Source organism: Burkholderia sp. BCC0405, from assembly GCF_902833075.1.
Lineage (GTDB): Bacteria > Pseudomonadota > Gammaproteobacteria > Burkholderiales > Burkholderiaceae > Burkholderia.
The window spans coordinates 82,384-107,436 of the sequence record NZ_CADFEO010000028.1; the positions used below are offsets into that span (position 1 = coordinate 82,384).

General features: G+C 69.2%; 19 protein-coding genes and 1 pseudogene. 9 read left to right on the plus strand and 11 right to left on the minus strand.

Annotated elements, in window-relative coordinates; translation table 11 throughout:
• Nucleotides 1-5: 5 nt before the first annotated feature.
• Together HWX36_RS33065 and HWX36_RS33070 are read right to left on the minus strand one after the other, a co-directional pair.
• On the minus strand, nucleotides 6-644 hold the full coding sequence (locus HWX36_RS33065) for a DsbA family protein (RefSeq protein ID WP_175957973.1): 639 nt from the start codon (nucleotides 642-644) through the stop codon (nucleotides 6-8).
• Between the two features lie 94 nt (nucleotides 645-738).
• Nucleotides 739-2,190, minus strand: coding sequence for a TAXI family TRAP transporter solute-binding subunit (locus HWX36_RS33070; protein WP_208457838.1), 1,452 nt, complete (start codon nucleotides 2,188-2,190; stop codon nucleotides 739-741).
• A gap of 438 nt (nucleotides 2,191-2,628) precedes the next feature.
• Here HWX36_RS33070 and HWX36_RS33075 point away from each other — a divergent pair, with 438 nt between their 5' ends.
• The 3 genes from HWX36_RS33075 to HWX36_RS33085 all read left to right on the plus strand — a co-directional run bounded on the left by HWX36_RS33075 (nucleotide 2,629) and on the right by HWX36_RS33085 (nucleotide 7,671).
• On the plus strand, nucleotides 2,629-2,994 hold the full coding sequence (locus tag HWX36_RS33075) for a BON domain-containing protein (RefSeq protein ID WP_175957974.1): 366 nt from the start codon (nucleotides 2,629-2,631) through the stop codon (nucleotides 2,992-2,994).
• A gap of 136 nt (nucleotides 2,995-3,130) precedes the next feature.
• Nucleotides 3,131-5,221, plus strand: a complete 2,091-nt coding sequence (locus HWX36_RS33080; protein WP_175957975.1) for a D-(-)-3-hydroxybutyrate oligomer hydrolase — start codon at nucleotides 3,131-3,133, stop codon at nucleotides 5,219-5,221.
• Between the two features lie 614 nt (nucleotides 5,222-5,835).
• Nucleotides 5,836-7,671, plus strand: coding sequence for a peptidase S1 (locus HWX36_RS33085; protein WP_175957976.1), 1,836 nt, complete (start codon nucleotides 5,836-5,838; stop codon nucleotides 7,669-7,671).
• A gap of 157 nt (nucleotides 7,672-7,828) precedes the next feature.
• Here HWX36_RS33085 and HWX36_RS33090 read toward each other — a convergent pair whose 3' ends face one another.
• The 5 genes from HWX36_RS33090 to HWX36_RS33110 all read right to left on the minus strand — a co-directional run bounded on the left by HWX36_RS33090 (nucleotide 7,829) and on the right by HWX36_RS33110 (nucleotide 13,205).
• Nucleotides 7,829-8,617 (minus strand): sulfite exporter TauE/SafE family protein, encoded by a 789-nt coding sequence (locus tag HWX36_RS33090; protein WP_175957977.1) that lies wholly within the window; start codon nucleotides 8,615-8,617, stop codon nucleotides 7,829-7,831.
• A gap of 316 nt (nucleotides 8,618-8,933) precedes the next feature.
• A complete protein-coding gene (locus HWX36_RS33095; RefSeq protein ID WP_175957978.1) occupies nucleotides 8,934-10,373 on the minus strand; it encodes a DHA2 family efflux MFS transporter permease subunit in 1,440 nt (479 codons plus the stop codon).
• A 136-nt stretch (nucleotides 10,374-10,509) separates the two neighbouring features.
• Nucleotides 10,510-11,241, minus strand: coding sequence for a DsbA family oxidoreductase (locus HWX36_RS33100; protein WP_175957979.1), 732 nt, complete (start codon nucleotides 11,239-11,241; stop codon nucleotides 10,510-10,512).
• A gap of 198 nt (nucleotides 11,242-11,439) precedes the next feature.
• Nucleotides 11,440-12,234 (minus strand): PAS domain-containing protein, encoded by a 795-nt coding sequence (locus tag HWX36_RS33105; protein WP_175957980.1) that lies wholly within the window; start codon nucleotides 12,232-12,234, stop codon nucleotides 11,440-11,442.
• Nucleotides 12,231-13,205: an ornithine cyclodeaminase family protein gene (locus tag HWX36_RS33110; RefSeq protein ID WP_175957981.1), complete on the minus strand. Its 975-nt coding sequence runs from the start codon at nucleotides 13,203-13,205 to the stop codon at nucleotides 12,231-12,233. Before HWX36_RS33110 ends, HWX36_RS33105 begins: the two co-directional genes overlap by 4 nt.
• A 379-nt stretch (nucleotides 13,206-13,584) precedes the next feature.
• Between HWX36_RS33110 and HWX36_RS33115 the strand changes: the two genes are divergently transcribed.
• From HWX36_RS33115 to HWX36_RS33140, 6 genes and pseudogenes are all read left to right on the plus strand, one after another.
• On the plus strand, nucleotides 13,585-14,364 hold the full coding sequence (locus HWX36_RS33115) for an ABC transporter substrate-binding protein (RefSeq protein WP_175957982.1): 780 nt from the start codon (nucleotides 13,585-13,587) through the stop codon (nucleotides 14,362-14,364).
• Between the two features lie 67 nt (nucleotides 14,365-14,431).
• On the plus strand, nucleotides 14,432-15,676 hold the full coding sequence (locus HWX36_RS33120; protein ID WP_175957983.1) for an FAD-binding oxidoreductase: 1,245 nt from the start codon (nucleotides 14,432-14,434) through the stop codon (nucleotides 15,674-15,676).
• Between the two features lie 483 nt (nucleotides 15,677-16,159).
• Nucleotides 16,160-19,072 carry a hypothetical protein gene (locus HWX36_RS33125; protein ID WP_175957984.1) on the plus strand — a complete coding sequence of 971 codons (2,913 nt, stop codon included), beginning with the start codon at nucleotides 16,160-16,162 and terminating at the stop codon, nucleotides 19,070-19,072.
• A gap of 183 nt (nucleotides 19,073-19,255) precedes the next feature.
• A pseudogene (locus HWX36_RS33130) lies at nucleotides 19,256-19,546 on the plus strand (quinol oxidase); the annotation flags it as partial.
• Nucleotides 19,543-20,175: a DUF1571 domain-containing protein gene (locus tag HWX36_RS33135; protein ID WP_175957985.1), complete on the plus strand. Its 633-nt coding sequence runs from the start codon at nucleotides 19,543-19,545 to the stop codon at nucleotides 20,173-20,175. The pseudogene HWX36_RS33130 and the gene HWX36_RS33135, both read left to right, overlap by 4 nt.
• Nucleotides 20,176-20,219: 44 nt before the next feature.
• Nucleotides 20,220-20,735 (plus strand): SRPBCC family protein, encoded by a 516-nt coding sequence (locus tag HWX36_RS33140; RefSeq protein WP_175957986.1) that lies wholly within the window; start codon nucleotides 20,220-20,222, stop codon nucleotides 20,733-20,735.
• A 46-nt stretch (nucleotides 20,736-20,781) separates the two neighbouring features.
• Here the strand turns inward: HWX36_RS33140 and HWX36_RS33145 are convergent, their stop codons facing one another.
• The 4 genes from HWX36_RS33145 to HWX36_RS33160 all read right to left on the minus strand — a co-directional run.
• Nucleotides 20,782-21,831, minus strand: coding sequence for an ABC transporter ATP-binding protein (locus tag HWX36_RS33145; RefSeq protein ID WP_175957987.1), 1,050 nt, complete (start codon nucleotides 21,829-21,831; stop codon nucleotides 20,782-20,784).
• A gap of 27 nt (nucleotides 21,832-21,858) precedes the next feature.
• Entirely contained in the window at nucleotides 21,859-23,457 is a 1,599-nt protein-coding gene (locus HWX36_RS33150) for an iron ABC transporter permease (protein WP_175957988.1), read from the minus strand.
• A 2-nt stretch (nucleotides 23,458-23,459) separates the two neighbouring features.
• Nucleotides 23,460-24,494 carry an iron ABC transporter substrate-binding protein gene (locus HWX36_RS33155; RefSeq protein WP_175957989.1) on the minus strand — a complete coding sequence of 345 codons (1,035 nt, stop codon included), beginning with the start codon at nucleotides 24,492-24,494 and terminating at the stop codon, nucleotides 23,460-23,462.
• A 65-nt stretch (nucleotides 24,495-24,559) separates the two neighbouring features.
• On the minus strand, nucleotides 24,560-25,053 hold a 494-nt coding region (locus HWX36_RS33160), incomplete at its 5' end, for a Dyp-type peroxidase (RefSeq protein WP_175957990.1).

The following is a 25,053-nucleotide window of genomic DNA, read 5'->3' on the forward strand; positions in this document are numbered from 1 at the left end:
GGCCATCACACACGGCCCTTCGGCAGCGTGCTGATCCGCTTGACCTCGCGCGATTCGAGCCAGTTCGGCGTGCGGGCGCAATACAGCACCATCGGCAGCGCGTCCTCGCCCCAGAACAGCTGCTGGTTCATCCAGAACGTCGGCACGCCGAACACACCGAGCGCGATCGCGTCGGCGTTGTTGCGGGCCAGTTGCGCGGTGGTCTCCTCGAATTCGATCAGCTCGTCGCCATGGCCGACGCCGACGCGCTCGCACAGCGCCGCGAAACCTTCCGGCGTCGACGGATCGTTGCCGTCGCGCCAGATGAAGCGGTACATCTCCAGCACCGTCGCGATATCGGCGCGCAGCGCGATCGCGAGGCGCAACACCTTGTCGGAATCGAACGGGTGCGCGGGCGGCATCTTGAAGCGGATGCCGAGCTGCTCCGCGCGAAACAGCGCGTGACGGTACGTGAACACGCGCTTGGCCGGCACGTCCGCGCCAGGGCGTTGCCCCCAGTGGCGCTGCAGGTCGAGCAACGATACGGCGATGGGCTCGAATGGCACGTCCGGCCACTTGTCGTGCTGTTCGAGGAGCAGATAGGAGAACGGCGACACGAAGTCGAAGAACCAGGCAGGCTGGGCGGTGTCGAGGCCGGTTGTCATGACGATCTCCAGAGGGTGGGGCGTGCGGCGCCTGGCGGCGGCCTTCATGTTACGCGGCGGCGCGCGCATGCGGCAATGATCGCGGATCGTCCGCTCACGCGGAACCGGGAGTCGCCCGGGGGGGATCGCCGGCCGGTGCCGGTGCCGGTGCCGCGTCGGCGCGTGCCTGCGGCTGGCCGCCGGCGCCAGGCGGGGCCGCCGGCGTGTCCTGGTCGTGCGCGGTGAGCCGTTCGCGCACGAAGCCGATGTGCTCGCGCAGCACGTAGAATTGCCCGGCATAGGCCAGCGGCATCTTCATCCGGTTCACGGCTTCCTCGATGTCGTCGAGCTCGTCGAGCAACTGCACGCGTTCCTCGGCCGTGTGTTCGCCGAGCGCGCTGCGCTCGAGCGCGATCAGCGCGCCGTACCAGCGGTAGATGCGCGAACGGACGCGCCAGCCGTACAGCGACGGCACGAGCCGCAGCCCGGGGATCAGCACGACGATCAGCGGCACGACCACGACGAGCAGCCGGTCGACGAGGCTCGCGACCCAGAACGGCAGCCGCCGGTACAGGAAGGTCTTGCCTGATTTGTAGTAGCGCGCGGCATCGTCGGACAGCGGGAACCCGCGGGTGACGGACGACGGGAATTCGCCCGCGTGCTGCAGGATCGTCGCATGGCCGTGCACCTCGCGCGCGGCCTCGATCAGCAGGTCGGACAGCGCGGGGTGCAGCGAATCGCGCGCGACGAGCTCGATGGTCGGCGCAACCGTGTGGATGTCGGCCGGCGGCAGGTTGCGGCCGAGATCGTAGACCCCCATCGGCAGCGTGATCGCGGTCAGGTACGGAAAGCGCCGCGCGTACGCCTCGGCCTGCGTGAACGAATACACGTGCACGCCCGGCGCGCGGAACAGCTTCGCCATCACCGGGATCTGCGTCGAGTCGCCGGACAGGAAGGCCGCGTCGATCTTGCCGTCGAGCAGCGCGGTGGCCGCGTCCTCGCCGGCGGTCGGCAGCAGCTCGGTCGAGCCGCCCGGCACGATGCCGTTCATCTTCAGCAGCGCGAGGCTCAGCTCGCGCGCGCCGCTGCCTTCCGCGCCGAGCGCGAGCCGCTTGCCCTTGAAGTCGGACAGGCGCGCGACGACCGGGCCGCGATACATGATCGCGAGCGGCACGTAGCCGATGCTGCCGAGCGACACGAGGTGTTCGTCGCGCTCCTTCGGCCCGATGCCGCTCTGCACGAAGCCGACGTCGACCGGCGCATTCGGGTTCGACAGCCGCGCGAGGTTCTGGGCGGACCCTTCGGATGACTGGACGTCGAGCGTGACGCCGTTCTTCGCGAGGATCGTCTTGTATTTCTGCGCGGCGTTCCAGTATGTGCTGCCGGGCGGCCCGGCCGAGATCACGAGCGTGGACGGCGGTGCCGGCTGGATCAGCTTGACCGCGAGCCAGACGGCCGCGACCGCGAGCAGCACGGTGGGGCCGATCGACAGCGCGAGGTCGCGCCACGACACCGCGACGAAGCGGGCGAGGATGCGGCGGGGCGGGCGAGGGCGGACTGGCTTCATGGGGGCGGCGGATGACGCTGGCGTGACGTATCGGCGACGGCCGGACGGTTGTCGTGGACGATGCCAATGCTCGCGGCGATGGTACCCGGTTTCGCCGTGCGTGCGCGAGTGGGGCGGCCCGGCGCGGCCCTGCGGCGACAGCGGCGGGCGGCCCCGCGTCAAAAACTTTGCGCTTCCGCGGGCGCTGGATTACATTGTGCGACGCAGCCGCGCCCGATTTGCGCGCGACCCGGCACGCAATCAGACCGGGCGCGTCCGGCCGGCGGCTGTCCGGCCCGGCCGGCCCGCTTTCGCGTGCGCCGGCCGCCAGCCCGCCTTGCCTCTCTCGTATCGCCGTGGAAAACACCGGCTGTCCCGCCCGTTCGCGCGCGGGCCGGCTGTTTTTGGGGGTATTCGGCCGTACTGTGCACGGCCGTTCCGGAGTGATAAGGAGATAGCATGAAGTCGATCGTGTTGAGAGCGTTGGGCGTCGCCGCCGTGGCGGCCTGTCTGTCGGGCAGCGTGTATGCGCAGTCGAGCGATGCCGCGGCAATGGAAGCGCCCGCGGCCGCGACCAGCGCGCCGAAGGCCGCCGCGAAAACCGCGAAGAAGGCGAACCGCAAGCTCGGCTACGCGGTGCGCAAGGCGATTTCGAAGGAATCCGGCGTGAACGTGTCGAACCTCGTCGTGCGCTCGAAGGGTGGCGCGATCACGCTGGAAGGCACGATGCCGGCCCAGGATCAGATCGACAAGGCCGAAGCCGCAGCCAAGGGCGTGAAGGGCGTGACGTCGGTCACGAACAAGCTGACGGTTCAGCAGCAGTGATGCCGGGCAGCGGCGCGTGAGCGCCGCATGCGCCCGTTTTCAGGCGGGCCCCGGTACGCCGGGGCCCGTTTGCGCTTGAGAGGCCGCAAGCCGCACGAAGCGGTGGCGGACCGATAACGATATCGAGAGGGCGGCGATGACGAGGCTCGGGTGGGGCAGGCGGATGGTTTTCGGCGCGGCGCTGGCCGCGGTCGCGATACTCGGCGCCTGCAATGGCGACGAGTCGGCCGAGCGCAACCGGTTGCCCGGTTTCGTGTCCGGCAACGTGCGCACGACGGCCTATGACGGCACGAGCGACGACCTGCTGACGGCCGGCCTCGGCAAGACGGGCCTCGGCTCGGCGAGCGCCCCCGGCTTTGCGAATGCCGCCCGGCCGACGAGCGCCGAGCTGCGCCGTCTCGCGATCTGGTCGAACTACCGCGCGCTCGTCGACATGAGCGCGAACGGCGGCTACGGTCGCTTCTGGGGGCCGAACGTCGACCTCGACGGCAACGACACGCTCGGCGAAGGCAAGATCCCCGGCACCGAATATCTCGCGTATTCCGACGATGGCAGCGGCAGCAAGAACGTCACGCTGCTCGTGCAGGTGCCCGCCAGCTTCGATCCCGCGCAGCCGTGCATCGTCACCGCGACGTCGTCGGGCTCGCGCGGCGTGTACGGCGCGATTTCCGCGGCCGGCGAATGGGCGCTCAAGCGCGGCTGCGCGGTCGCCTACAACGACAAGGGCGGCGGCAATGGCGCGCACGAACTCATGTCGGACACCATCACGCTGATCGACGGCACGCTCGCCAACGCGGTGCTGGCCGGCACCGCGAGCCTGTTCACCGCGAACGTCACCAGCGGCGATCTCGCCACGTTCAATGCCCGCTTCCCGAACCGCTATGCGTTCAAGCACGCGCATTCGCAGCAGAATCCCGAGCGGGACTGGGGGCGCGTGACGCTGCAGTCGGTCGAGTTCGCGTACTGGGCGCTCAACGAGCAGTTCGGACCGCTGATCGACGGCTCGCATCGCGGCGTGCGCTATCGCGCGGGCGACATCACGACGATCGCCGCGTCGGTCAGCAACGGCGGCGGCGCGTCGCTCGCGGCGGCCGAGCAGGACAACCGCGGCTGGATCACCGCGGTCGTGGTCGGCGAGCCGCAGATCAACGTGCGGATGGCGCCGAACGCGGTCGTGCGCTCGGGCGGCCTGCCGGTGCCGTCGTTCGGCCGGCCGCTGGCCGACTACGCGACGCTCGCGCTCCTGCTGGAGCCGTGCGCGGCGGCATCGGCGTCGCTCGCCGGCGCGCCGTACCTGAGCGCGCTGCCGGCGGCGACCACGCAGTCGATCCGCATCCAGCGCTGCGCGACGCTCGCCGCGGCCGGGCTCGTGTCGGGCGCCGATACGCAAAGCCAGGCCGCCGACGCGCTCGCGCAGCTTCACGCGGCCGGCTACCTCGCCGATTCCGACCTGCTGCAGGCGCCGATGTGGGATTCGCAGGCGATTCCGGCGATCGCGGTGACCTATGCGAACGCGTACACGCGCTCGCGCGTGACCGACAACCTGTGCAATTTCAGCTTCGCGACGACGAACCCGGCGACGGGTGCCGTGGCCGCGCCCGCCACGTCGCCGATGCCGGCCGTGTTCGGCGTCGGCAACGGCGTGCCCCCGACGGCCGGCATCGACCTCGTGTTCAACACGGGCGCGGGTGTCGACCACCGGCTCGCGACGCCCGATGCGAGCTTTGCGGGTGCGCTGTGCCTGCGCCAGCTCTGGACGAACGGGATGCTCGGAATGCCCGCGAACGTCGACGCGGTGCGCGTGAACGCGAACCTGCAGGGCAAGCCGGCGATCATCGTGCAGGGCCGCAGCGACGCGCTCGTGCCCGTGAACCACGCTTCGCGCGCGTACGTCGCGCAGAATGGCATCAGCGAAGGCGGACGCAGCCAGCTCGTGTTCTACGAGGTGACGAACGGCCAGCACTTCGACGCGTTCCTGCCGGTGCCGGGCTTCGACACGCGCTTCGTGCCGGTTCACTACTACAACCTGCAGGCGCTGAACCTGATGTGGAAGCACCTGAAGAACGGCGCGCCGCTGCCGCCGTCGCAGGTGATCCGAACGGTGCCGCGCGGCGGCACGCCGGGCGCCGCGCCCGCGCTGACGAGCGCGAACCTGCCGTCGATCTCGGCCGCGCCGGGCGCGAACGCGATCACCGTCGGCGCCGGCGCGATCGACGTGCCGCTCTGACGGCACCCGCCGCGCCGCCCTCACGAAGCCGGACAGTCGTCCGGCTTTTTCTTTTTCGGTGCCGTGGAATCGGTCCCGTGGCGCCTTTTTTTCGAATGGCGAGCGCTGTAACAAATTATTACTTTACGGCGGTAAATCAGGACCCTAATATGCGCCGGTATTTTCACTTAATTTAATAAATTCCAGATACGAGATATTCCTTTCCGTTTTATTAATCGATCCTTTCGGTTTTATTAAATCGGCTCGAGTCGCGATTGATCGTCGTTTTGCGATTAATCGGCATCTCGCCGAGGGGGATTGTTCGTCTGTTCGAAGCGAGGCGCCCTGGTCGGGCGGGCCTGGCGGGGCATGTTTTTGCCGTCGATTTTGTGCGGATGCAAATTCGCGCAATGAATTCGTCTGGCTGCGGATTATTGAATTGTCGTTCGCAATGGAATTGATTCCATTGTGCAGTCGCAAAAAATATGGGTGGGGTAAATCATGCCGATCGGTATTCGCCGATTCGGTAAAAAACTCGGAGTGCGTCGCATAACGAATGCATTCCTGGTGCGGAGCGCCGGCGCAAATGATCCTTTGCGGCCGGCGGTATTTATCGTTCTGTTCGAGAGGCAATAATGACGACACGGAAGTCCTTGAAAGACGGTTTCGCGCTATTCGGAACGACACTGAGCGTGCCGCTCGCTGCAGCCGCGGCTGCGGCGCTGCTCGTCACGGGGTGCGGCGGCGACGACGGGGCGAGCCCTGCCGCGTCGGCCGCCGCCGCGGCCGCGACGTCGGCCGGCGCCAGCACGTCGGCCAACACCAGTACCACGGCCGCAGCGGCCGACCAGCCGTACGTCGATACCGACGTGTACGGCACCGGGCCGAACGACGCGGTCACGGATGCCACGGAAGGGGCAGCCGTCGTGCACCGTACGGTCACGATCGGCGGCAAGACCATCAAGTACACGGCCACCACGGGCCACCTGACGACGATCGACCCGACCACGTCGGCGCCGAACGCGAAGATGTTCTACGTCGCGTACACGCAGGACAATCCGGACCCGTCGAAGCCGCGCCCGGTCACGTTCTTCTACAACGGCGGCCCCGGCTCGTCGTCGGTCTACCTGCTGCTCGGCTCGTACGGGCCGAAGCGCCTGCAGTCGTCGTTCCCGAACTTCACGCCGCCCGCGCCGTACAAGCTGCTCGACAACCCGGACAGCCTGCTCGACCGCACCGACCTCGTGTTCATCAACCCGGTCGGCACCGGTTACTCGGCGGCGATCGCCCCGGCGAAGAACAAGGACTTCTGGGGCACCGACCAGGACGCCCGCTCGATCGACCGCTTCATCCAGCGCTACCTGACCAAGTACTCGCGCTGGAATTCGCCGAAGTTCCTGTACGGCGAGTCGTACGGCACCGCGCGCAGCGCGGTGGTGTCGTGGGTGCTGCATGAGGACGGCATCGACCTCAACGGGATCACGCTGCAGTCGTCGATCCTCGACTACGCGAATGCGCTGTCCGCGCCGGGCACGTTCCCGACGCTCGCGGCCGATGCGTTCTACTGGAAGAAGACGACGCTCAACCCGACGCCGACCGATCTCGACGCGTACATGGTCCAGGCCCGCAATTACGCGGACAACACGCTCGCGCCGCTGGCGCAGAAGCCGAACCCGCAGGACGGCGGCTTCGTGAACGTCCGCCTGAACCTGAACCTGCAGACCGCGCAGCAGATGGGTTCGTACATCGGCACGGATCCGACGTCGCTGATCCAGACCTTCGGCAACCCGGCGGCGCTCGGCAACGTGCCGTCGTCGGACGACAACCCGCCGTACACGTTCTTCCTGACGCTCGTGCCGGGTACGCAGATCGGCCAGTACGACGGTCGCGCGAACTTCACGGGCAAGGGCATCGCGCCGTACATCCTGCCGAACTCGGGCAGCAACGATCCGTCGATCACGAACGTCGGCGGCGCGTACACGGTGCTGTGGAACAGCTACATCAACACCGACCTCAAGTACACGTCGACGTCGTCGTTCGTGGACCTGAACGACCAGGTCTTCAACAACTGGGACTTCAGCCACACGGACCCGACCGGCGCGAACAAGGGCGGCGGCAATACGCTGTACACGGCCGGCGACCTGGCGTCGACGATGAGCGTGAACCCGGACCTGAAGGTGCTGTCGGCAAACGGCTATTTCGACGCCGTCACGCCGTTCCACCAGACGGAGCTGACGCTCGCGCAGATGCCGCTCGACCCGACGCTCAAGGCGCAGAACCTGACGATCAAGAACTACCCGTCGGGCCACATGATCTACCTGAACGACGCGTCGCGGACCGCGCTGAAGGGCGATCTCGCCAACTTCTACGACGGCATCCTGGCCAACCGCACTGCGCTGCAGCGCGTGCTGAAGCTGCAGATGCGCACGCAGCAGCTCAAGCAGCAGAAGTTGCAGCAGCAGGGGCAGTAAGCGCCGTGGGCGGCTTGCGCCGCCCCGGATGAACGACAGCCCGATCGGCCTGCGCCGATCGGGCTGTTTTCATGAGTGGCGGGCGATGCGCCGGCGCGTCATGCGCCGGCAGCGAAATGGCGTCAAACCGTCGAGGACGCGGTGTTCGCGCCGCGTGTTACGCGAGCACGAGCCGGATGCCGACCGCGACGAGCGTCGCGGCGAGCAGGTTGCGCAGCAGCCGCTCGGGCGCGCGCGCCGACAACAGGCTGCCGAGCACGATGCCGGGCAGCGAGCCGAGCAGCAGCGACACCAGCATCGACCAGTCGACCGAGCCGAGCAGCCAGTGGCCCATGCCCGCGACGAGCGTGAGCGGCACCGCGTGCGCGATGTCGGAGCCGACGATGCGGGTGGTCGCGAGCGCCGGATACAGCAGCAGGAGCACGGTCACGCCGATCGCGCCGGCGCCGACCGACGTCATCGACACGAGCACGCCGAGCACGGCGCCCGTCAGCACGGTCGACCACAGCGTGCGCGCGGGGCTCGGCGCGAGCGGGTTGCGCGCGGCGAACGCGGCGAGCTGCGGCCGGAAGATCAGCGCGAGCGACGTGAGCAGCAGCGCGACGCCGAGCACGAGCTGGATCATGCGCGCGGTGCCCGGCGCGTTCATCCCGTGCGTATGCAGCCACCACAGCGTGACGGCCGCGGCCGGGACGCTGCCCGCCGCGAGCCGGCCCGTGATGCGCCAGTCGATCGAACCCTTCAGGCCGTGGACGAGCGTACCGGTGGCCTTGGTCGCGGCCGCGTACAGCAGGTCGGTACCGACCGCCGTTGCGGGGTGGACGCCGAACAGCAGCACGAGGATCGGCGTCATCAACGAACCACCGCCAACGCCCGTCAGGCCGACGAGGATGCCGACGAACAGGCCGGACAACGAGTACAGCAGATCGATATGGGGAAGCGACATCGGGAGCAGGCGGTTATGCGGCGTTCGGCGGCGGCGCGCGGCCGCTGCGCGCGCGTCAAAGTCCGCCATTGTCGCAAATGTGGCGGGTGGATGTACGACTGCGTTAAAAATCGGTCGCGAAGGCCCGTGCGGCGGGCGGCCGGCCTGACGTAAAACAGGCGTTTGAGCGGAGCGGGCGGGGTTGCGGGCCTCCTCGCGGCGATCGGTCCGACACGCCTGATGGAACGGGCGCGCGTGCCGGCCCGGCACGCGTAAAAAAGGGCGCGACGGTGCGCGCCCCGGTTCGATGGCGGCGGTGGGCGCCGCCGGCTGCCGGTCAGTGCATCGCGGGGCCGACGCCCTCAACCGCATCCAGCCGCCGGATGCGCAGCGCAAGGCCGATCAGCGCGGCCGCGGCAGCGAACGCCGCGCCGAACGCGAAGGCCGCATGGTAGCCGCCGTTCAGTGCGTCGAGCGGCGTGGCGTTCGCTGCCGCGAGCGCGTCGGTGCGGGCGGCCGCGAGGCTCGCGAGCACGGCGAGGCCGAGCGCCCCGCCCATCATGAACGCTGTGTTGACGATCCCCGACGCGAGCCCGGAATCGGCCGGATCGACGTCGTTCATCGCGGCGAGCAGCACCGGGTTGAACGCGATACCCGCGCCGATGCCGAGCAGCGTCATGCCGGGCAGCACGTGCCAGACGAAGCCGCCGTCCGCCGGGGCACGCGAGAACAGCGCGAGGCCGCAGGCCGCGATCAGCAGGCCGGCCGCGATCGGGCCGCGGATCCCGAAGCGCATCACGATCCGCGCGGACAGCCCGAGCGAGAACGCGGCCATGATCAGGTTCGCCGGCAGGAACGCGAGGCCGACCTGCAGCGGCCCGTAGCCGAGCACACGCTGCATGTACAGCGCGGACAGGAAGAACCACGCGAACATCGCGGCCGCCCACAGCACGGCGATCACGTTCGCGAGCGCGACGTTGCGCGAGGCGAGCAGCGAGAGCGGCATCAGCGGGTGCGCGGCGCGCGCCTCGATCGCGACGAACAGCGCGAGCAACGCGACGGCCGCGCCGATCAGCGCGACGGTCTGTGTCGACAGCCAGCCGGCTTCGTTGCCGCCGACGATCCCGTAGACGGCCAGCATCAGCGACGCAGTCACGGTGACCGCGCCCGCGACGTCGAGCCGCGCGGGGCCGGCCGGCGCGCGCAGGCGCGGCAGCAGCGCGACGCACATCGCATAGACCGCGACGCCGATCGGCAGGTTGACGAGGAAGATCCAGTGCCACGACAGCGAACTCGTCAGCAGCCCGCCGAGCAGCACGCCGATGCTGCCGCCGCCCGCGCAGACGAAGCCGTACACGCCCATCGCGCGGGCGCGCTCGCCGGGCTCCGTGAAGAGATTCATGATCAGTGACAGCGCGACGGCCGATACGACCGCACCGCCGAGCCCCTGCACCGCGCGCGCGGCGATCAGCATCGTCTGCGATGGCGCGAGGCCGCACGCGAGCGACGCGAGCGTGAACACGACGAGGCCGGCGAGGAACATGCGGCGCTGGCCGTACAGGTCGCCGAGCCGGCCACCGAGCAGCAGGCAGCCGCCGAACGTCAGCAGGTACGCATTGACGACCCACACGAGGGCCGTCTCGGTGAAGTGGAGGTCGGTGCTGATCGACGGCAGCGCCACGTTCACGATCGTGCTGTCGAGCACGATCATCAGCACGCCGAGGCAGAGCACGATCAGCGCGTACCAGCGCTTCTCGCCGTGAATCCCGTGGGTCATGGGCTTGCAGCCTTCCGATGGTGATTCGAAGGGATGCATTGTAGACCTCGTCCGCGCGGGCTTCCTGCCGGTTTGTGGCAGCAGCGAAGCGGAGTCGCGCGTCCGGTCGGCACCCGCGCGATGAATGCGGCGGGCGTTACGAGCGCGCCGGCAGTTCGCAGCCGTCTGGGCCGCAGGCGGCCGCGTCGCCGCCGTCGAGTTCGACGATGCCGTCGCGCCACGCCTGGTCGAGCGCCTGCGCGAACGCATCGGCCGGCTGTGCGCCCGACACCGCGTAGCGGCCGCCGAACACGAACAGCGGCACGCCGCGCCCGCCGATCTGCGCGGCGCGCGCGGCGTCGGCTTCGACTTCGTCGCGGTACAAGTCACTGCGCAGCACGGCTTCGACGGCCGAGCGCTCGAGCCCCGCTTCGACCGCGAATTCGGTCAGCTCGGCGTGATCGAACAGCGAGCCATGCTCGCAGAAATACGCGCGGTACAGCCGCTCGGTCAGTGCGTGCGCGCGGCCGGTCGATTCCGCGAGCTTCACGAGCCGGTGGCCGTCGAGCGTATCGCCGACGAGCGTGCCGGGCAGGTCGTAGCGCAGCCCGACGCTCGCGGCCGCATCGGTCACCTGACGCAGCATCTGGTCGACCTGCGCGGGCGACATCCGGTACTTGCCGGCGAGCATCGCCTCGACCGGCTCGACGGGCTGGCCGGGCATCAGCCGGTACGCGCGCAGCGCGACGTCGACGCGGTCGGCGTGCGCGAACGCGGCGAGCGCCTCGTCGAAGCGGCGCTTGCCGATCCAGCACCACGGGCAGATCAGGTCGGACCAGATTTCGACGGTGAGGGTCGGGCGGGCAGTCGGGGCGGGAGCGGTCGTCATGGGCGATTCCGGGCAGCAAAAAAATGTAACCGGGACTATATCATTTTGTGCTTCGGCGCTTCGTCTTGGCCGGGCGGCCATGCGAAACGGGCGCCCGGCGTATCGCGAAGCATCGACACGGAAGCGGCGTCCCGATAGCGATTGCCGATGCCGGAAGTCGCCGCGCGTTCCGGCGAGTTGGCCCGCGGCGCGTGTCGCTTACGCGCCGCCTTGCGTTTCCTTCAGGTGCTTGAGGTGCTTGTAGACGGTCGCGCGGCCCATCCCGAGCACGTTCGCGACGTAGTTCGCCGCGCTCTTGCCCCGGAACGCGCCCTCCGCGTAAAGCGCTTCGACGAGCTCGCGCCGGTGCTCGCGCGTGAGCCCGTTCAGCCCGACCTGCCGCTCGTGCAGCCAGCCGTGCAGGAACGTGTTGATGCGCTCCTGCCAGTCGTCGCGGAACAGTTCGTCCGGCTGCGCGACGACGCCCGCGCCCTTGATGAACAGGTCGAGCGTCGCGCGCACCTCGTCGAACACCGCGATGTTGAAGTTGATGCACATCATCCCGGCCGGGCGGCCTTCGTCGTCGAACAGCACGTTGCTCACGCAACGCATCCGCCGGCCGTCCCAGTTCAGTTTCTCGTACGGGCCGATCACGCGCTCGCGCGCCGAATGATCGATTTCCTCGAGCGCGGAATCGTCGCCGACCTCGCGCTTCGACAGGTTGTTCGCGAGATACAGCACGGTCTGGTCTTGCAGGTCGTGGATCACGACTTCCGCGTACGGGAAGAACAGTGCGGCGATACCGTCGGCGATCGGCGCATAGCGGGTGAGCAGCAGGTCTTTGACGGGGGATTTCTTCTTGCGCATCGGGTTCGCCATCTCGGGTGGGCGGGGGGCGGGCGGCGCATCGGGCCGGCGCGCCGGCGCACCGGTGGCCGGCATGCCCGTGCGCCCGCGCGCGGCCGCGGCGGCGGTTGCGCCATTGTATCGGCCCCGCGCGCGCGTGACGCTCATGCGCGCGTCAGGTGCGTGTACAGCGCGTGCGCGATCGCAATGTCCTCGAGCCCGAGGCCGATCGAACGGAAGAAGGCGTGACGCGCGTACGACGGAGCCGGACAGGTGCCGGCGACGAGCGCGGGCAGGTCGCCGGCGATCCGCGCGGGGTCCCAGCCGTGCTCGGCCGCGGCGATCTGCATCTCGCCGGCGCTCGCGGGCGTCGTGTGCCGGTAGTCGCAGTACACGTCCATGTCGGGCAGCCAGGCAGGCGGGATCTCGTGTGCGCGCGCGGCGTTCGTGCTGATCGACGTGACGAGCGCGGGGCGCGTGAGCATCCCGTCGCCGAGCACGGGCGTGCCCGACGACGTGCACAGCATCACCACGTCCGCGTCGCGCACGCAGGCTTCGACGCTCGCCGCGGCCCGTGCGCGCGGATCGCGCTGCGCGAGCGTCGCCTGTTGCGCCGCGTCGCCGGCGAGCGCGGGCGAGTACACGCGGATCGTCTCCCAGTCGCGCAATCCCGCCGTGTGCCGCAGGTGCGCGAGGCCGACCGCGCCCGCGCCGACGATCGCGAGACGGCGCGCGTCGCGCGGCGCGAGGCAGTCGACCGCGAGTGCGGTCGTGCCAGCCGTACGCTCGACGGTCAGCAGGCCCGCGTCGCACCACATCAGCGGCTGCCCCGTGCGCATCGACATCAGTGCGGTCCAGGCGGTGACGATGGGTCTCCCGTCGGGCTTGCCGCCTGTCACGACATACGGCGACAGCTTCGCGCCGAACACCTGCGCGTCGGCGAGCGCGCCGAGATACGTGATGAAGTCGCCGGCCTGGTCGGGAAACAGCGTGAGCGTTTGCGGCGGCTGCACCGCGCGCGCCGCGGCGAGCGACGCGAACATGCTGCGCAGCGTGCCGAGCACGTCGAGCGACGGCAGGGCCGCGCGCACCGCGGCTTCGTCGACGGTCAGCGGCAGGGTCGGGGCGGTTTGCGTCATGCGGACATCTCCGGTCGGGGCCGGACAGGACAGTCTCGATCGACGGTGCCCGGCAATGTTTTTGATGGACTAAAAGTCTAATATAGACAAACTAAATCGGGATAATTTTTCTTTTCGAGATTTCGTGTCGTTGCGTGGTTAGAAAAAAACGCCGCTAAATCATGGGCATTTCTGGCGTGCGGCGAATTTTTGACGTCGCGTATCAGGGCGAGATTCTCGTATTCCCTATAGTCTATAGTAGACTTTGAGTCTATATTTCGCGTGCAGGACACGACGCGTCGCCGCGTGGCGGCCGCCTGCTTCGAATGCCGATCCGGCGCGCGGCCGGGGCCGTCGTGTACCGATCTTCATCGCCTCAATCCGGAACGGAAGGACCGTCATGAACTGGAAGCTCTCCCTTTGCGCCGCTGCGGCGCTTGCCTGCGCGGCCGTCACGGCCCACGCGGAACAGACCACGTTGCGCTTCGGGATCGAAGCCGCCTATCCGCCGTTCGAGAGCAAGACGCCGGCCGGCCAGTTGCAGGGTTTCGACGTCGACATCGGCAACGCGGTGTGCGCGAAGCTGAACATGAAATGCGTGTGGGTCGAGAATGCGTTCGACGGCCTGATCCCGGCGCTGCAGGCGCGCAAGTTCGACGCGATCGACTCGGCGATGAACATCACGTCGAAACGCCGGCAGAGCATCGATTTCACGCCGGCGATCTACGTGGTGCCGATCGTGATGATCGCGAAGCACGGCTCGCCGCTGCGGCCCGACGCCGCGAGCCTGCGCGGCAAGCACGTCGGCGTGCTGCAGGGCTCGTCGCAGGAGGATTTCCTGAAGGCGCACTGGGCCGATGCGGGCGTGGCCGTCGTGTCGTACCAGGATCAGGACCAGATCTACGCCGATCTCGTCGCGGGTCGCCTCGACGCGGCCGTGCAGGAAGCGCAGACCGCGCAGGACGGTTTCCTCGACAAGCCGGCCGGCCGCGACTACCAGATCGTCGGCGAGCCGCTGAAGGATCCGGCGACGCTCGGCGAGGGCACGGGCTTCGGGATGCGCAAGAACGACAAGGCGCTGCAGGCGAAGATCGTCGGCGCGCTCGACGCGCTGAAGAAGGACGGCACGCTCAGCGCGCTGTCGCGGAAGTACTTCAAGCGCGACATCGTCGCGAAGTAATCACCGCCGCGCGCCGGCCGCCGCGCCGGCGCGTGTCGCATCGAATCTCGACGCAGTACGGGGAACCATGGATTTCGACGTCATCGTTCTGGGGGCCGGCATCGTCGGCGTGTCGTCGGCGCTGCATCTGCAGGATCGCGGGCTGCGCGTCGCGCTCGTCGACCGGCGCGCGCCCGGCGAGGAAACGAGCCACGGCAATGCGGGGCTGATCGAGCGCTCGTCGGTCGTGCCGTACGCGTTTCCGCGCCGGCTCGGCACGCTGCTGCGCTATGCGCGCAACCGCTCGGTCGATCTCTACTGGGACTACCGCGCGCTGCCCGCCTATGCGGGCTGGCTCGCGCGCTTCTGGCATGAATCGTCGCCGCAGCGGCTCGCGGCCGCCGCACGCGACCTGCTGCCGCTCGTCGCGGCGAGCGTCGTGGAGCACGACGCGCTGCTCGCGCGCACCGATGCCCAGCCGCTCGTGCACGACGGCGGGTGGATCGAGGCGTTCCGTTCGCCCGCGCTGTTCGATGCGGAAGCCCGTGCTCAGCAGCGCGTGGCCGACGCGCACGGGCTGCGAATGACCGTGCTCGACGCCCATGCGTTGCGGGCGCGCGAGCCGGGTATCAGTGACGCGTTCTGCGGCGCATTCCACTGGCAGGACCCGAAGACCGTGTCGAGCCCGGGCGGGCTGACCAAGGCCTACGCGCGGCTGTTCGAGTGCGACGGCGGCAGGTTCGCGCTTGGCGACGCCAGGACGCTCGTGCAGGTGGATGGCGGCTGGCAGGTCGGCACCGAACACGGGCCGATTTCGGCGCGCTCGGCCGTGGTTGCGCTCGGGCCGTGGTCCGATCACGTCTTCGCGCCGCTCGGCTACCGGATTCCGCTGCGCGCGAAGCGCGGCTATCACATGCATTACCGGCCGACGCGCGCGCCGTTGAACGTGCCCGTGTGCGATACCGAGGCAGGTTTCGTCGTCGCGCCGATGGAAGGCGGCCGCCTGCGGCTCACGACCGGCGTCGAGATCGCGCTGCGCGGCGCACCGCCGACCGGCGTGCAGCTCGCGCGCGCCGAGCCGCTGGCGCGCGATGCGTTCGGCATCGGCGAGCGGCTCGATCCCGAGCCGTGGCTCGGGATGCGGCCGTGCACGCCCGACATGCGCCCGGTGATCGGGCCCGCGCCTCGCCATCGCCACCTGTGGTTCGCATTCGGCCATTGTCATCACGGGCTCACGCTCGGCCCCGCAACCGGACGCCTGCTCGCCGAAATGATGACGGGCGCGCCAACCTATATCGATCCCCGTCCGTACCGGCCCGCGCGCTTCGGCTGATCCGGCGGCGCGCGCTGCGTCACGTGCGCCGGTTTTCACAATGTTTCAATCTGCCATCCGAATGACCGGAAATCGCGCGATCGGAAATGATCTGCGTAATCGGCAGGAAAGATAATCGCGAAATAAAGAAAATCAGCAAATCGGCGATTTATCAATGCATTTTCATATTGCTGAAATGCGTAATGGACGGCCGCTGATGACGCAGCGGCACGCCGTCGTGGCGGCTGTTCCTGTGTTACGCGGAATGTACCGGAACACGTTACCGCGGGGCTCGCAAACGTTACGTTACATCCGCGTTCCGTCGGCGTTTTTCATCAGATGATTGCGGCGTCTGAGCCGTGAATTTCGTCTGAAATCGATTAAAAAGCGTTATTGACAGCCAATAGGCAGACGAATCAATCCTGTTTTTGGAATTGGCACACTTCGTGCAATCCGTCCCCATGCTTTATCAACGTTGTGCCAACCGAGATGGGGAAAATAAAGATGGGACACAATCTGAAATTGACGGGTGTGGCGCTGTCGGTCGCGACGGTGTTCGGGGTGCTGGCTTCGGGTTCCGCGATGGCGGGGGCACTTGATTCGCTGCCGATTCCGCAAGTGATCGTCAACCCGCCGACGAACAGCGTGTCGGTCGGTTTGGTCGCGACGGGTACGTCGCCGCTGGGCTCGGTCACCGTGGCGGCAGGCGGGGCGGGCGCGATCCAGACGTCGCTTGGCGATCCCGGCCAGGTACTGTCGGGCGCAGTGGGGGCGGTGACGGGCGCACTCGGCGGTGGCGGCGGCACGGTGCAGCCGCTCGCGCCGGTCCAGGGCGTGCTGAATCAGGTGACGGGCGCGCTGAGCGGCGGCAACGCGGCGGGTGCGTTGACCGGTGCGCTGAATACGGCGACGGGGACGCTGAGCAATGCGGTTGGCACGGTGACGGGCGCACTGGGCGGTGTCGGTGGCGGGTCGAACCCGCTGGCGCCGGTTCAAGGTGTCGTCAATCAAGTGACGGGGGCGCTTGGCGGCGGCAATCCGGCAGGCGCACTGACCGGCGCACTCGGCACGGTGACGGGTGCACTGGGTGGTATCGGCGGTGGGTCGAACCCGCTGGCGCCGGTTCAAGGTGTCGTCAATCAAGTGACGGGTGCGCTGGGTGGCGGCAACCCGGCTGGCGCGTTGACGGATGCACTCGGCACGGTGACAGGTGCACTGGGCGGTGTCGGCGGTGGTTCGAACCCGCTGGCGCCGGTTCAAGGTGTCGTCAATCAGGTGACGGGTGCGCTTGGTGGCGGCAACCCGGCAGGCGCGTTGACGGGTGCAGTCGGTACGGTGACGGGCGCACTGGGCGGTATCGGCGGTGGGTCGAACCCGCTGGCGCCGGTACAAGGCGTCGTCAATCAGGTGACTGGCGCGCTTGGTAGTGGCAACCCAGCGGGCGCGTTGACCGGTGCAGTCGGCACGGTGACGGGCGCACTGGGTGGCATCGGCAGTGGCTCGTACCCGCTGGGGGCGGTTCAAGGCGTCGTCAATCAAGTCACGACGGCCCTCAACAACGGCAACCCGGCTAGTGCATTGACGGGCGCACTCGGTACGGTGGCGGGTGAGCTCGGTGCGGGCAATCCGGCAGGCACGGTGACCGGTGCGATCGGCAACGTGACGGGGGCACTGGGCGCATTGGGCGCCATCGGTGGCGGCTCAGACCCGCTGGCGCCGGTGCAGGGCGTCGTGAACCAAGTGACGGGCGCCCTGAGCGGCGGCAATCCGGCGGGTGCGCTGACTGGCGCGCTGAACACGGCAACCGGGACGCTAAGCAATGCACTCGGTACCGCAACGGGCGCGCTTGGCGGTATCGGCGGCGGTTCGAATCCGCTGGCACCGGTACAAGGCGTAGTGAATCAGGTCACGGGTGCGCTCGGTGGTGGTAACCCGGCTGGCGCGTTGACGGGTGCACTCGGCACGGTGACGGGCGCGTTGGGCGGCATCGGCGGCGGTTCGGACCCGCTGGCGCCGGTTCAAGGCGTAGTGAATCAGGTCACGGGTGCGCTCGGTGGTGGTAACCCGGCTGGCGCGTTGACGGGTGCACTCGGTACGGTGACGGGCGCTCTGGGCGGTATCGGCGGCGGTTCGAACCCGCTGGCGCCGGTCCAAGGCGTCGTGAATCAGGTCACGGGCGCGCTTGGCGGTGGCAATCCGGCAGGCGCACTGACCGGCGCACTCGGCACGGTGACGGGCGCACTGGGCGGCATCGGTGGCGGCTCGAACCCGCTGGCGCCGATCCAGAACGTCGTCGACCAGGTCACGGGTACGCTCGGCAGCGGCAACCCGGCCGGCGCGCTGAGCAATGCCGTCAACACGATCACGGGCACGCTCGGCAACGTCGGCGGCGCGGGGAGCCCGCTCGCACCGGTGCAAGGTGTCGTCACGCAACTCGCGGGTACGCTCGGCAACGATCCGGCCGGTGGGCTGACGAACGCGCTGAACTCGGTGACGGGGGCACTCGGCGGCTCGAATCCGTTGGCGCCGGTGCAAGGCGTCGTGAACCAGGTGGTCGGCACGCTGTCCGGCGCCGGTGGCGGCAGCCCGATCACGCCGATCACGAACCTCGTCAACGGCCTGCAGAACGCGCTGCCGACGGGCGGCAACGCAGCCGGCGCGCTGACCGGCGCACTCGGCTCGGTGACGGGCGCACTCGGCAACCTCGGCGGCTCGAACCCGCTGGCGCCGGTGCAAGGCGTCGTGAACCAGGTCGTCGGCACGCTCGGCAACAGCAATGCGGTCGGCACGGCCACGAACGCACTGGGCAATGCGGTCGGCTCCGTCGTGGGCGCACTCGGCAACCTTGGCGGCTCGAATCCGCTGGCGCCGGTGCAGGGCGTCGTGAACCAGGTTGTCGGTACGCTCGGCAACCTCGGCGGCTCGAACCCGCTGGCGCCGGTGCAAGGCGTCGTGAACCAGGTCGTCGGCACGTTGTCGGGCGCAGCGGGCAACAACCCGATCGCACCGATCACGAACCTCGTGAGCGGCCTGACGGGCGGCAGCAACCCGGCTGGCGCACTGACCGGTGCACTCGGTTCGGTGACGGGCGCACTCGCGAATGGTCCGGTAGCCCTCGGGCAGGCGGCCGGCGCGCTGTCGGGCGCGGCCGGTTCGACGGCAGCGGCGGGCGGCAGCCTGCTCGGCTCGGGCGCGAACGCGGCCGGCGGCACGGCGGGTGCAGCCGGCTCGCTGTTGACGACGGGCGCCAACGCGACGGCGACGGTCGTCAACGCGGTCGGCACGACGGTGGGCACGGCACTCGGCTCCGCACCGAGCCTGTCGGTCACGCCGCACTCGGGCAACAGCGCGCCGGGCAACCCGCTCGCACCGGTGTCGTCGCTGCTCCAGTCGCTGACGGGCGCACTGCCGAGGTAACCGGCCGGACACGCACGGCGGCGCCGGATTGGCCACCGTGCGCAACGGGTCGCGCAACGCGGCATGACAGGAATGTCATGCCGCGTTGTCTTTTTGGGGGGCGGCTTTTCTTTCGTCGCACTACCGGACGCAGCGCGATGCACTGCAGGCGCTGTTCCCGCTGCCGGGCGCCGCGCCCGCGCTGTCGGCGGCAGCTGTTTCTTCCGGCCGAACCACGTGATCGTGCATGCGCACGTGCCGGTCGAGCTGACCGTGTCGGCCGAGCCCGGCCTAGTGCCGCACAGCTTCGAAATCGATGCGCCGCAGGCCGGCATCGCGGTGCACACCGAACTCGGCGCGACGCCGAAGACGTTTCGCTTCATGCCGGCACAGCCGGGCCGGTTCGCCTACTATTGCACGCATCGGCTGCTATTTTTCAGGAGCCGTCGCGAGCGCGGGGTGGAAGGCGTGATCGATATCGAGGCGGCGCCGTGATCGCCGCGTTGCTGGCCGCGAGCCTGATAGGAGCGAGCATGACCGCCGATCCCGTGACCGTCGCGCAGGCGCATTTCGACCACGTCCGCTCGTACCGCGCGACGATCCGCTCGTCCGCGCGCAGCGGCGAACGGACGGAAATCCGTTACGCGTACCTGAAACCGGGCTTCGTCCGGATGGATTTCGTGTCGCCGCATCACGGCGCGGTGCTCGCGTACGATCCCGGCGACGGCAAGGTGCGGCTGCGCCCGTTCGGCGCGCATGCGCCGCCCGCGCTGACGCTGTCGCCGTCCAATCCGCTCGTGCGGGACCGCAGCGGCCACCGGGTCGACCGGTCGGACGTGGGCGAACTGCTGCGCAACGTCCACGCGCTGCAGGAAGGCGGCGCGACGGTGACCGAAGGCGAGGAGGCCGTCGGCGGCCGGACGGCGCTGCGGGTGTCGGTCACGGGCGCGCCTGCGCATGTGGTCGACGGCGTGCATCGCTACCGGCTGTGGCTGGATACCGAGGACGGCTTTCCGCTGAAGGTCGTCAGCTTCGCGGAAGATGACGACGTGCCGCTCGAAACCGTGACGCTCGACGACATCGAGATCGACGTCGCGTTTCCCGAACGCTTCTTCGCGCCCTGAACGGTGCGCTGACTCATGCCCCTGACGGGCATGCCGGAGGCTGCATGGCGGAATACCGGTTCTCGACGATCTGGCGCGTGGACGCGCCGCTTGCGGTGGTGTGGGACGCGATCTACCAGGTCGACCGCTGGCCCGGCTGGTGGAAGGGCGCGGTGAGTACCGTCGAGATCGAGCCGGGCGATGCGCGCGGCGTCGGCGCGCTGCACCGGTACACGTGGAAGGGGGCGCTGCCGTACCGGCTGACCTTCGACATGCGCGTGCGACGCGTCGAGCCGCCGCATGCGCTCGAAGGCCGCGCGAGCGGCGCGATCGAAGGTGACGGATGCTGGTCGTTCGTTGCCGACGGCGCACGTACGATCGTGCGCTACGACTGGCACATCCGCACGCACGCGCGCTGGATGAACCGGCTGGAGCCGCTCGGCCGCCCGCTGTTCCGGTGGAACCACGACGTCGTGATGCGCGCAGGCGCGAAGGGGCTCGCGCGGCTGCTGGGCGCGGTGGTCGAGACGGAGGGCCGGACGTTCCGGCCGTTGCCGGATGCGGGCTGCGCCGATGCCTGAACGCGTGTGAACGCGAGTAAAAGCGCGTAGCGGCGGGCCGCGCCGCTCAGCGCGCGTACGCCATCACCGCGCCATCCACCACCAATGCGACGCGTTCGCCGACGGCTGGGCACCGGTGTCCCGGCACGCGTACGCGCACGAGTCCATCGAGATCGGCATCGAGGCGCACGAGCACGTCGGCGTCCTGGCCCGCGAACTGTGCGGCTTCGACGCGCGCCGTATGGCCGCGGGCCGCGTCGGCGTGCGTGACCGGCACGATGCCGATCTGCTCGGGACGCAGCATCGCATCGGCCGGCCCGTCCGGCAGCGGCGCGACGAGCGGCAGTTCACCGAGCGCGCAGGCGATGTGCGTGCCGCGCACGTGACCGGCGAGCAGCACGGCCTGCCCGACGAACGACGCGACGTCGCGCGTGACGGGCTGCCGGTACAGCGTCTGCGGTGCGGCCGTCTGCACGAGCCGGCCTTGCCACATCACCGCCACTTCGTCGCCGAGCGTCATCGCCTCGGGCTGGTCGTGCGTGACGAGCACCGATGTCGCGCCCGCTGCCGCGAGCGCATCCGCGACCGCGCTGCGGGTTTCGTGGCGCAACGACGTGTCGAGCGCGGAGAACGGTTCGTCGAGGATCACGAGCGACGGCTCGGGCGCGAGCGCGCGAGCCAGCGCGACGCGCTGCTGCTGCCCGCCGGACAGCTGCTGCGGCGCACGGCTCGCATACGACGCGGGCAGCCCGACCATCTCGAGCAGTTCGTCGACGCGAAGATGGCGCCGCCGCGCCGCGCGCGGCAGACCGAACGCGATGTTGTCGGCCACCGACAGATGCGGAAACAGCGCGCCTTCCTGTGGCACGTAGCCGATCCGCCGCTGTTCGGGCGGCAGGTGCACGTCGGGCGCGGCCACGCGGCGGCCATCGATTTCGACGGTGCCGCGCTCGGCGCGTTCGAAGCCGCACAGCACGCGCAGCAGGGTGGTCTTGCCGCTGCCGGACGGGCCGAGCAGCGCGAGGCGCGAGCCGCGTCGCACCGTGAGGTCGATGTCGTGCAGGACGGTATGCGATCCGAACGATTTCGACAGGCCGTGGATGCGTAGTTCGCTCATGGGCGGTTCCGGGGAAAAGGGCGGCGCTCAGTTGCGCACCGACGCGCGGCCGAGCAGCAGGAACAGCAGTCCCGATGCGCCGAGCGACAGCGCGACGAGCAGCGCCGCATAGGGTGCCGCGGCGGCGAACGCGAGCGTCGCCGTATCGCTCCACACCTGCGTCGCGAGCGTGCGGGTGCCGATCGGCGACAGCAGCAGCGTCGCGTTGAGTTCCGTCACGACCGAGATGAACACCATCGTCGCGGCCGCGCCGAGGCCGGGCGCCGCGAGCGGCAGCACCACGCGCGTGAGCGTCGCGCGCCAGCCGAGGCCGAGCGAGCGCGCGGTTTCCTCGAGCCGGACCTGCACGTGCGACAGCGCGGCGCGCACGCTGACGACCGCGAGCGGCAGGAACAGGATCGCGTAGGCGGCGACGAGCGCCGGTGCGCTCTGGTAGAGCGGCTGCAGCAGCCGCACCGTGATCGACACGATCGCCAGCGCGACGACGATGCCAGGCACGCCCTGCACGGTCATCGCGGTGCGCTCGAGGAGTGTCGCGACGCGGCCCGGATAACGGACCAGCAGGAACGCGAGCGGCAGCGCGAGCAGCGTCGTGACGGCCGCCGCCATCAGGCCATAGCCGGACGACGCAAGCGTGGCCTGCCACAGCAGCTCGGGCGACACGTCGGCCGGCGTGACGGCGGCCGCGCCCTGTTGCGTGAGCCAGTAGCCGATCATCGCGAGCGGCACGCCGAGCGTCGCCGCTGCGAGTGCGGCGAACGCGACGGTGACGGGGCCGCGCAGACGGCCGAGCGGATAACGCATCGCGACGCGGCGCGCGGCGCGGTGCGTATGACCGTAGCGCGCATGGCCGCGAGCGCGTGCCTCGATCGCGAGGCACAGCAGGCACAGCGCGATCAGCACGCAGCCGAGCAGCGATGCGCCGCCGCCGTCGAACGCGGTGCGGTATTCCGCATAGATCTCGGTCGTGAACGTGCGAAAGCGCAGCAGCTGGAATGCGCCGAACTCGGACAGCACGCCGAGCGCGACGAGCAGCATCCCGCCGCACAGCGCGGGGCGCAACTGCGGCAGCACGACGCGAAAGAAGGTATGCCACGGCGAGCAGCCGAGCGTGCGCGCGCTTTCCTCCAGCGCGGGGTCGAGCTCGCGCAGTGCGGCGGCCACCGGCAGGTAGACGAGCGGGAAGTACGCGGAAGTCAGCACGATCAGCGCGCCGAGGAAATCCTGCAGGTCGAGGCTCAGCGACACCCACGCATAGCTCGTGATGAATGGCGGCACCGCGAGCGGCGCGGCCGCGAGCGCGGTCCACAGCGGCCGGGCGGGCAGGTCGGTGCGCTCGATGAACCACGCGAGCGCCGTGCCGAGCAGCGCGCACGCGAGGGTCGCGGCGAGCGTGATCGACAGCGTGTTGACCAGCAGTTCACCGACGAGCGGGCGCCACAGCAGCTCGATCGCATCGTCGATGCCGAAGGTGGCCGCGCGGTACAGCGTGAAGCCGAGCGGCAGCAGGATCGCGAGCGGCCCGCACGCGGCTGCGGCAACGAGCGCGCGCGACGGGCGCCGCCGTGTCGCGGTGCGCTCGCCGTCGCGCGCGGTGCTCGCCGTGCGGGACACGGCGTCGCTCATGGTCAGAGCAGGCCTGCCTGGCGCAGCAGCTTGCCGGCCTGGCTGTCGTCGCCGAGCTGTTCGAACGTCAGCGCCGGCGGGCTCAGTTCGTTGAACGGCTTCAGGATCGGATCGGGCGCGACGCCCGGATGCAGCGGATACTCGAAGCTGATATGGCCGCCGGCCATCAGTTTCTGCGCACGCTCGCTGACGAGATACGCGACGAACTTCTGCGCTTCCGGCTGGTGCTTCGATGCCTTCAGCACCGCGGCGCCCGATACGTTGACGGCGCCGCCGACGTCGCCCTTGCCGAAATGGTAGATCGCGCTGCGGGTCGACTTGTCGCCGAGCTCGGCGTGCAGGCGGTCCCAGTAGTAGTTGTTGATGATGCCGGTCAGCACGCCGCCGCGGTTGACGGCCGCCGTCACGCCTTCGTCGTCGTCGAAGATCTGCGCGTTGGCCTTCAGGCCCTTCAGCCATTGCAGCGTCGCGGCTTCGCCGTGCAGCGCGAGCACCGCGCTCACGAGCGGCAGGAAGTCGGCATCGCTCGGCGCGACGCCGACCTTGCCCTTCCATTCGGGCTTCGCCAGATCGAGCAGCGACGCGGGCAGTTGCTGTGGCTGGATCTTCGCGGTGTTGTAGACGAGCACGTTCTCGCGCGCGAGCACGCCGACCCAGTTGCCGTCCGCCGGATTGAAGCGCGCGGGCACCGATTGCAGCGTGGCGCCGTCGGTCTTCGCGAACAGGCCCTTGCGGTCGAGCAGCACGAGTTCCGGCGAGTTCTCGGTGAAGTACACGTCGGCCGGCGTGCGGTCGCCTTCCGCGATGAGCTGCGCGGCGAGGGCGGGGCCCTCGCCCGAGCGCACCTTCACGGTGATGCCGCTTTGTGCTTCGAAGTCCTTGACGAGCTGGTTGACGACCTGCTCGTGCTGCGCGTTGTACAGCGTGAGCGTCGCGGCATGTGCGCGCGCGGCGTGCAGTGCGCCGGTCAGCATCAGCGCGGCGGCCGCCGCGGAAATCAGGTGCCGCAGCGGGCGGCTAACGGGTGAAGTGTTCATGTGGTTTCTAGCAGGTTGCACCCGGACGGGCCGGGAAGGTGTGCCTTGGCTTGCGTTGTGCGTCCTCATGCCTCGAACAGCGCGGCGCCGATATACGAACCCGGTTGCGCGCCCGGCGGGCACGCGAAGATCGCGCTGCCGACGTGCGTGGTGAACTGGTTCATGATGTCCATTTTCGAGAGCTTCTCGTTGATCGGAATGAAGCCCTTGCGCGGGTCGCGCTGGTGCGCGACGAACATCAGCCCCGCGTCGTACTCCGTCTGCTGGCGCCACGGCGGCCAGCGCTCGATGTAGAAGTTCGTGCTGTCGTTGTACGAGTACGCGCGGCGCAGGATCTGCGCGCCGTTGTTCAACTGCGGCGACGCGAGGCGCGCGTGCGAGTTGTCGGGGATCACCGGGTTGCCGTCCTTGTCGGTCGCATCGAGATCGAGCGCCTCGAACTCGTTCTTCTGGCCAAGCGGCGCGCCGCTGTACTTGTGACGGCCGACCACCTGCTCCTGGAAGCCGAGCTCCGTGCTGTCCCAGTGCTCGAGCGTGATGCGGATCCGGCGCACGACCG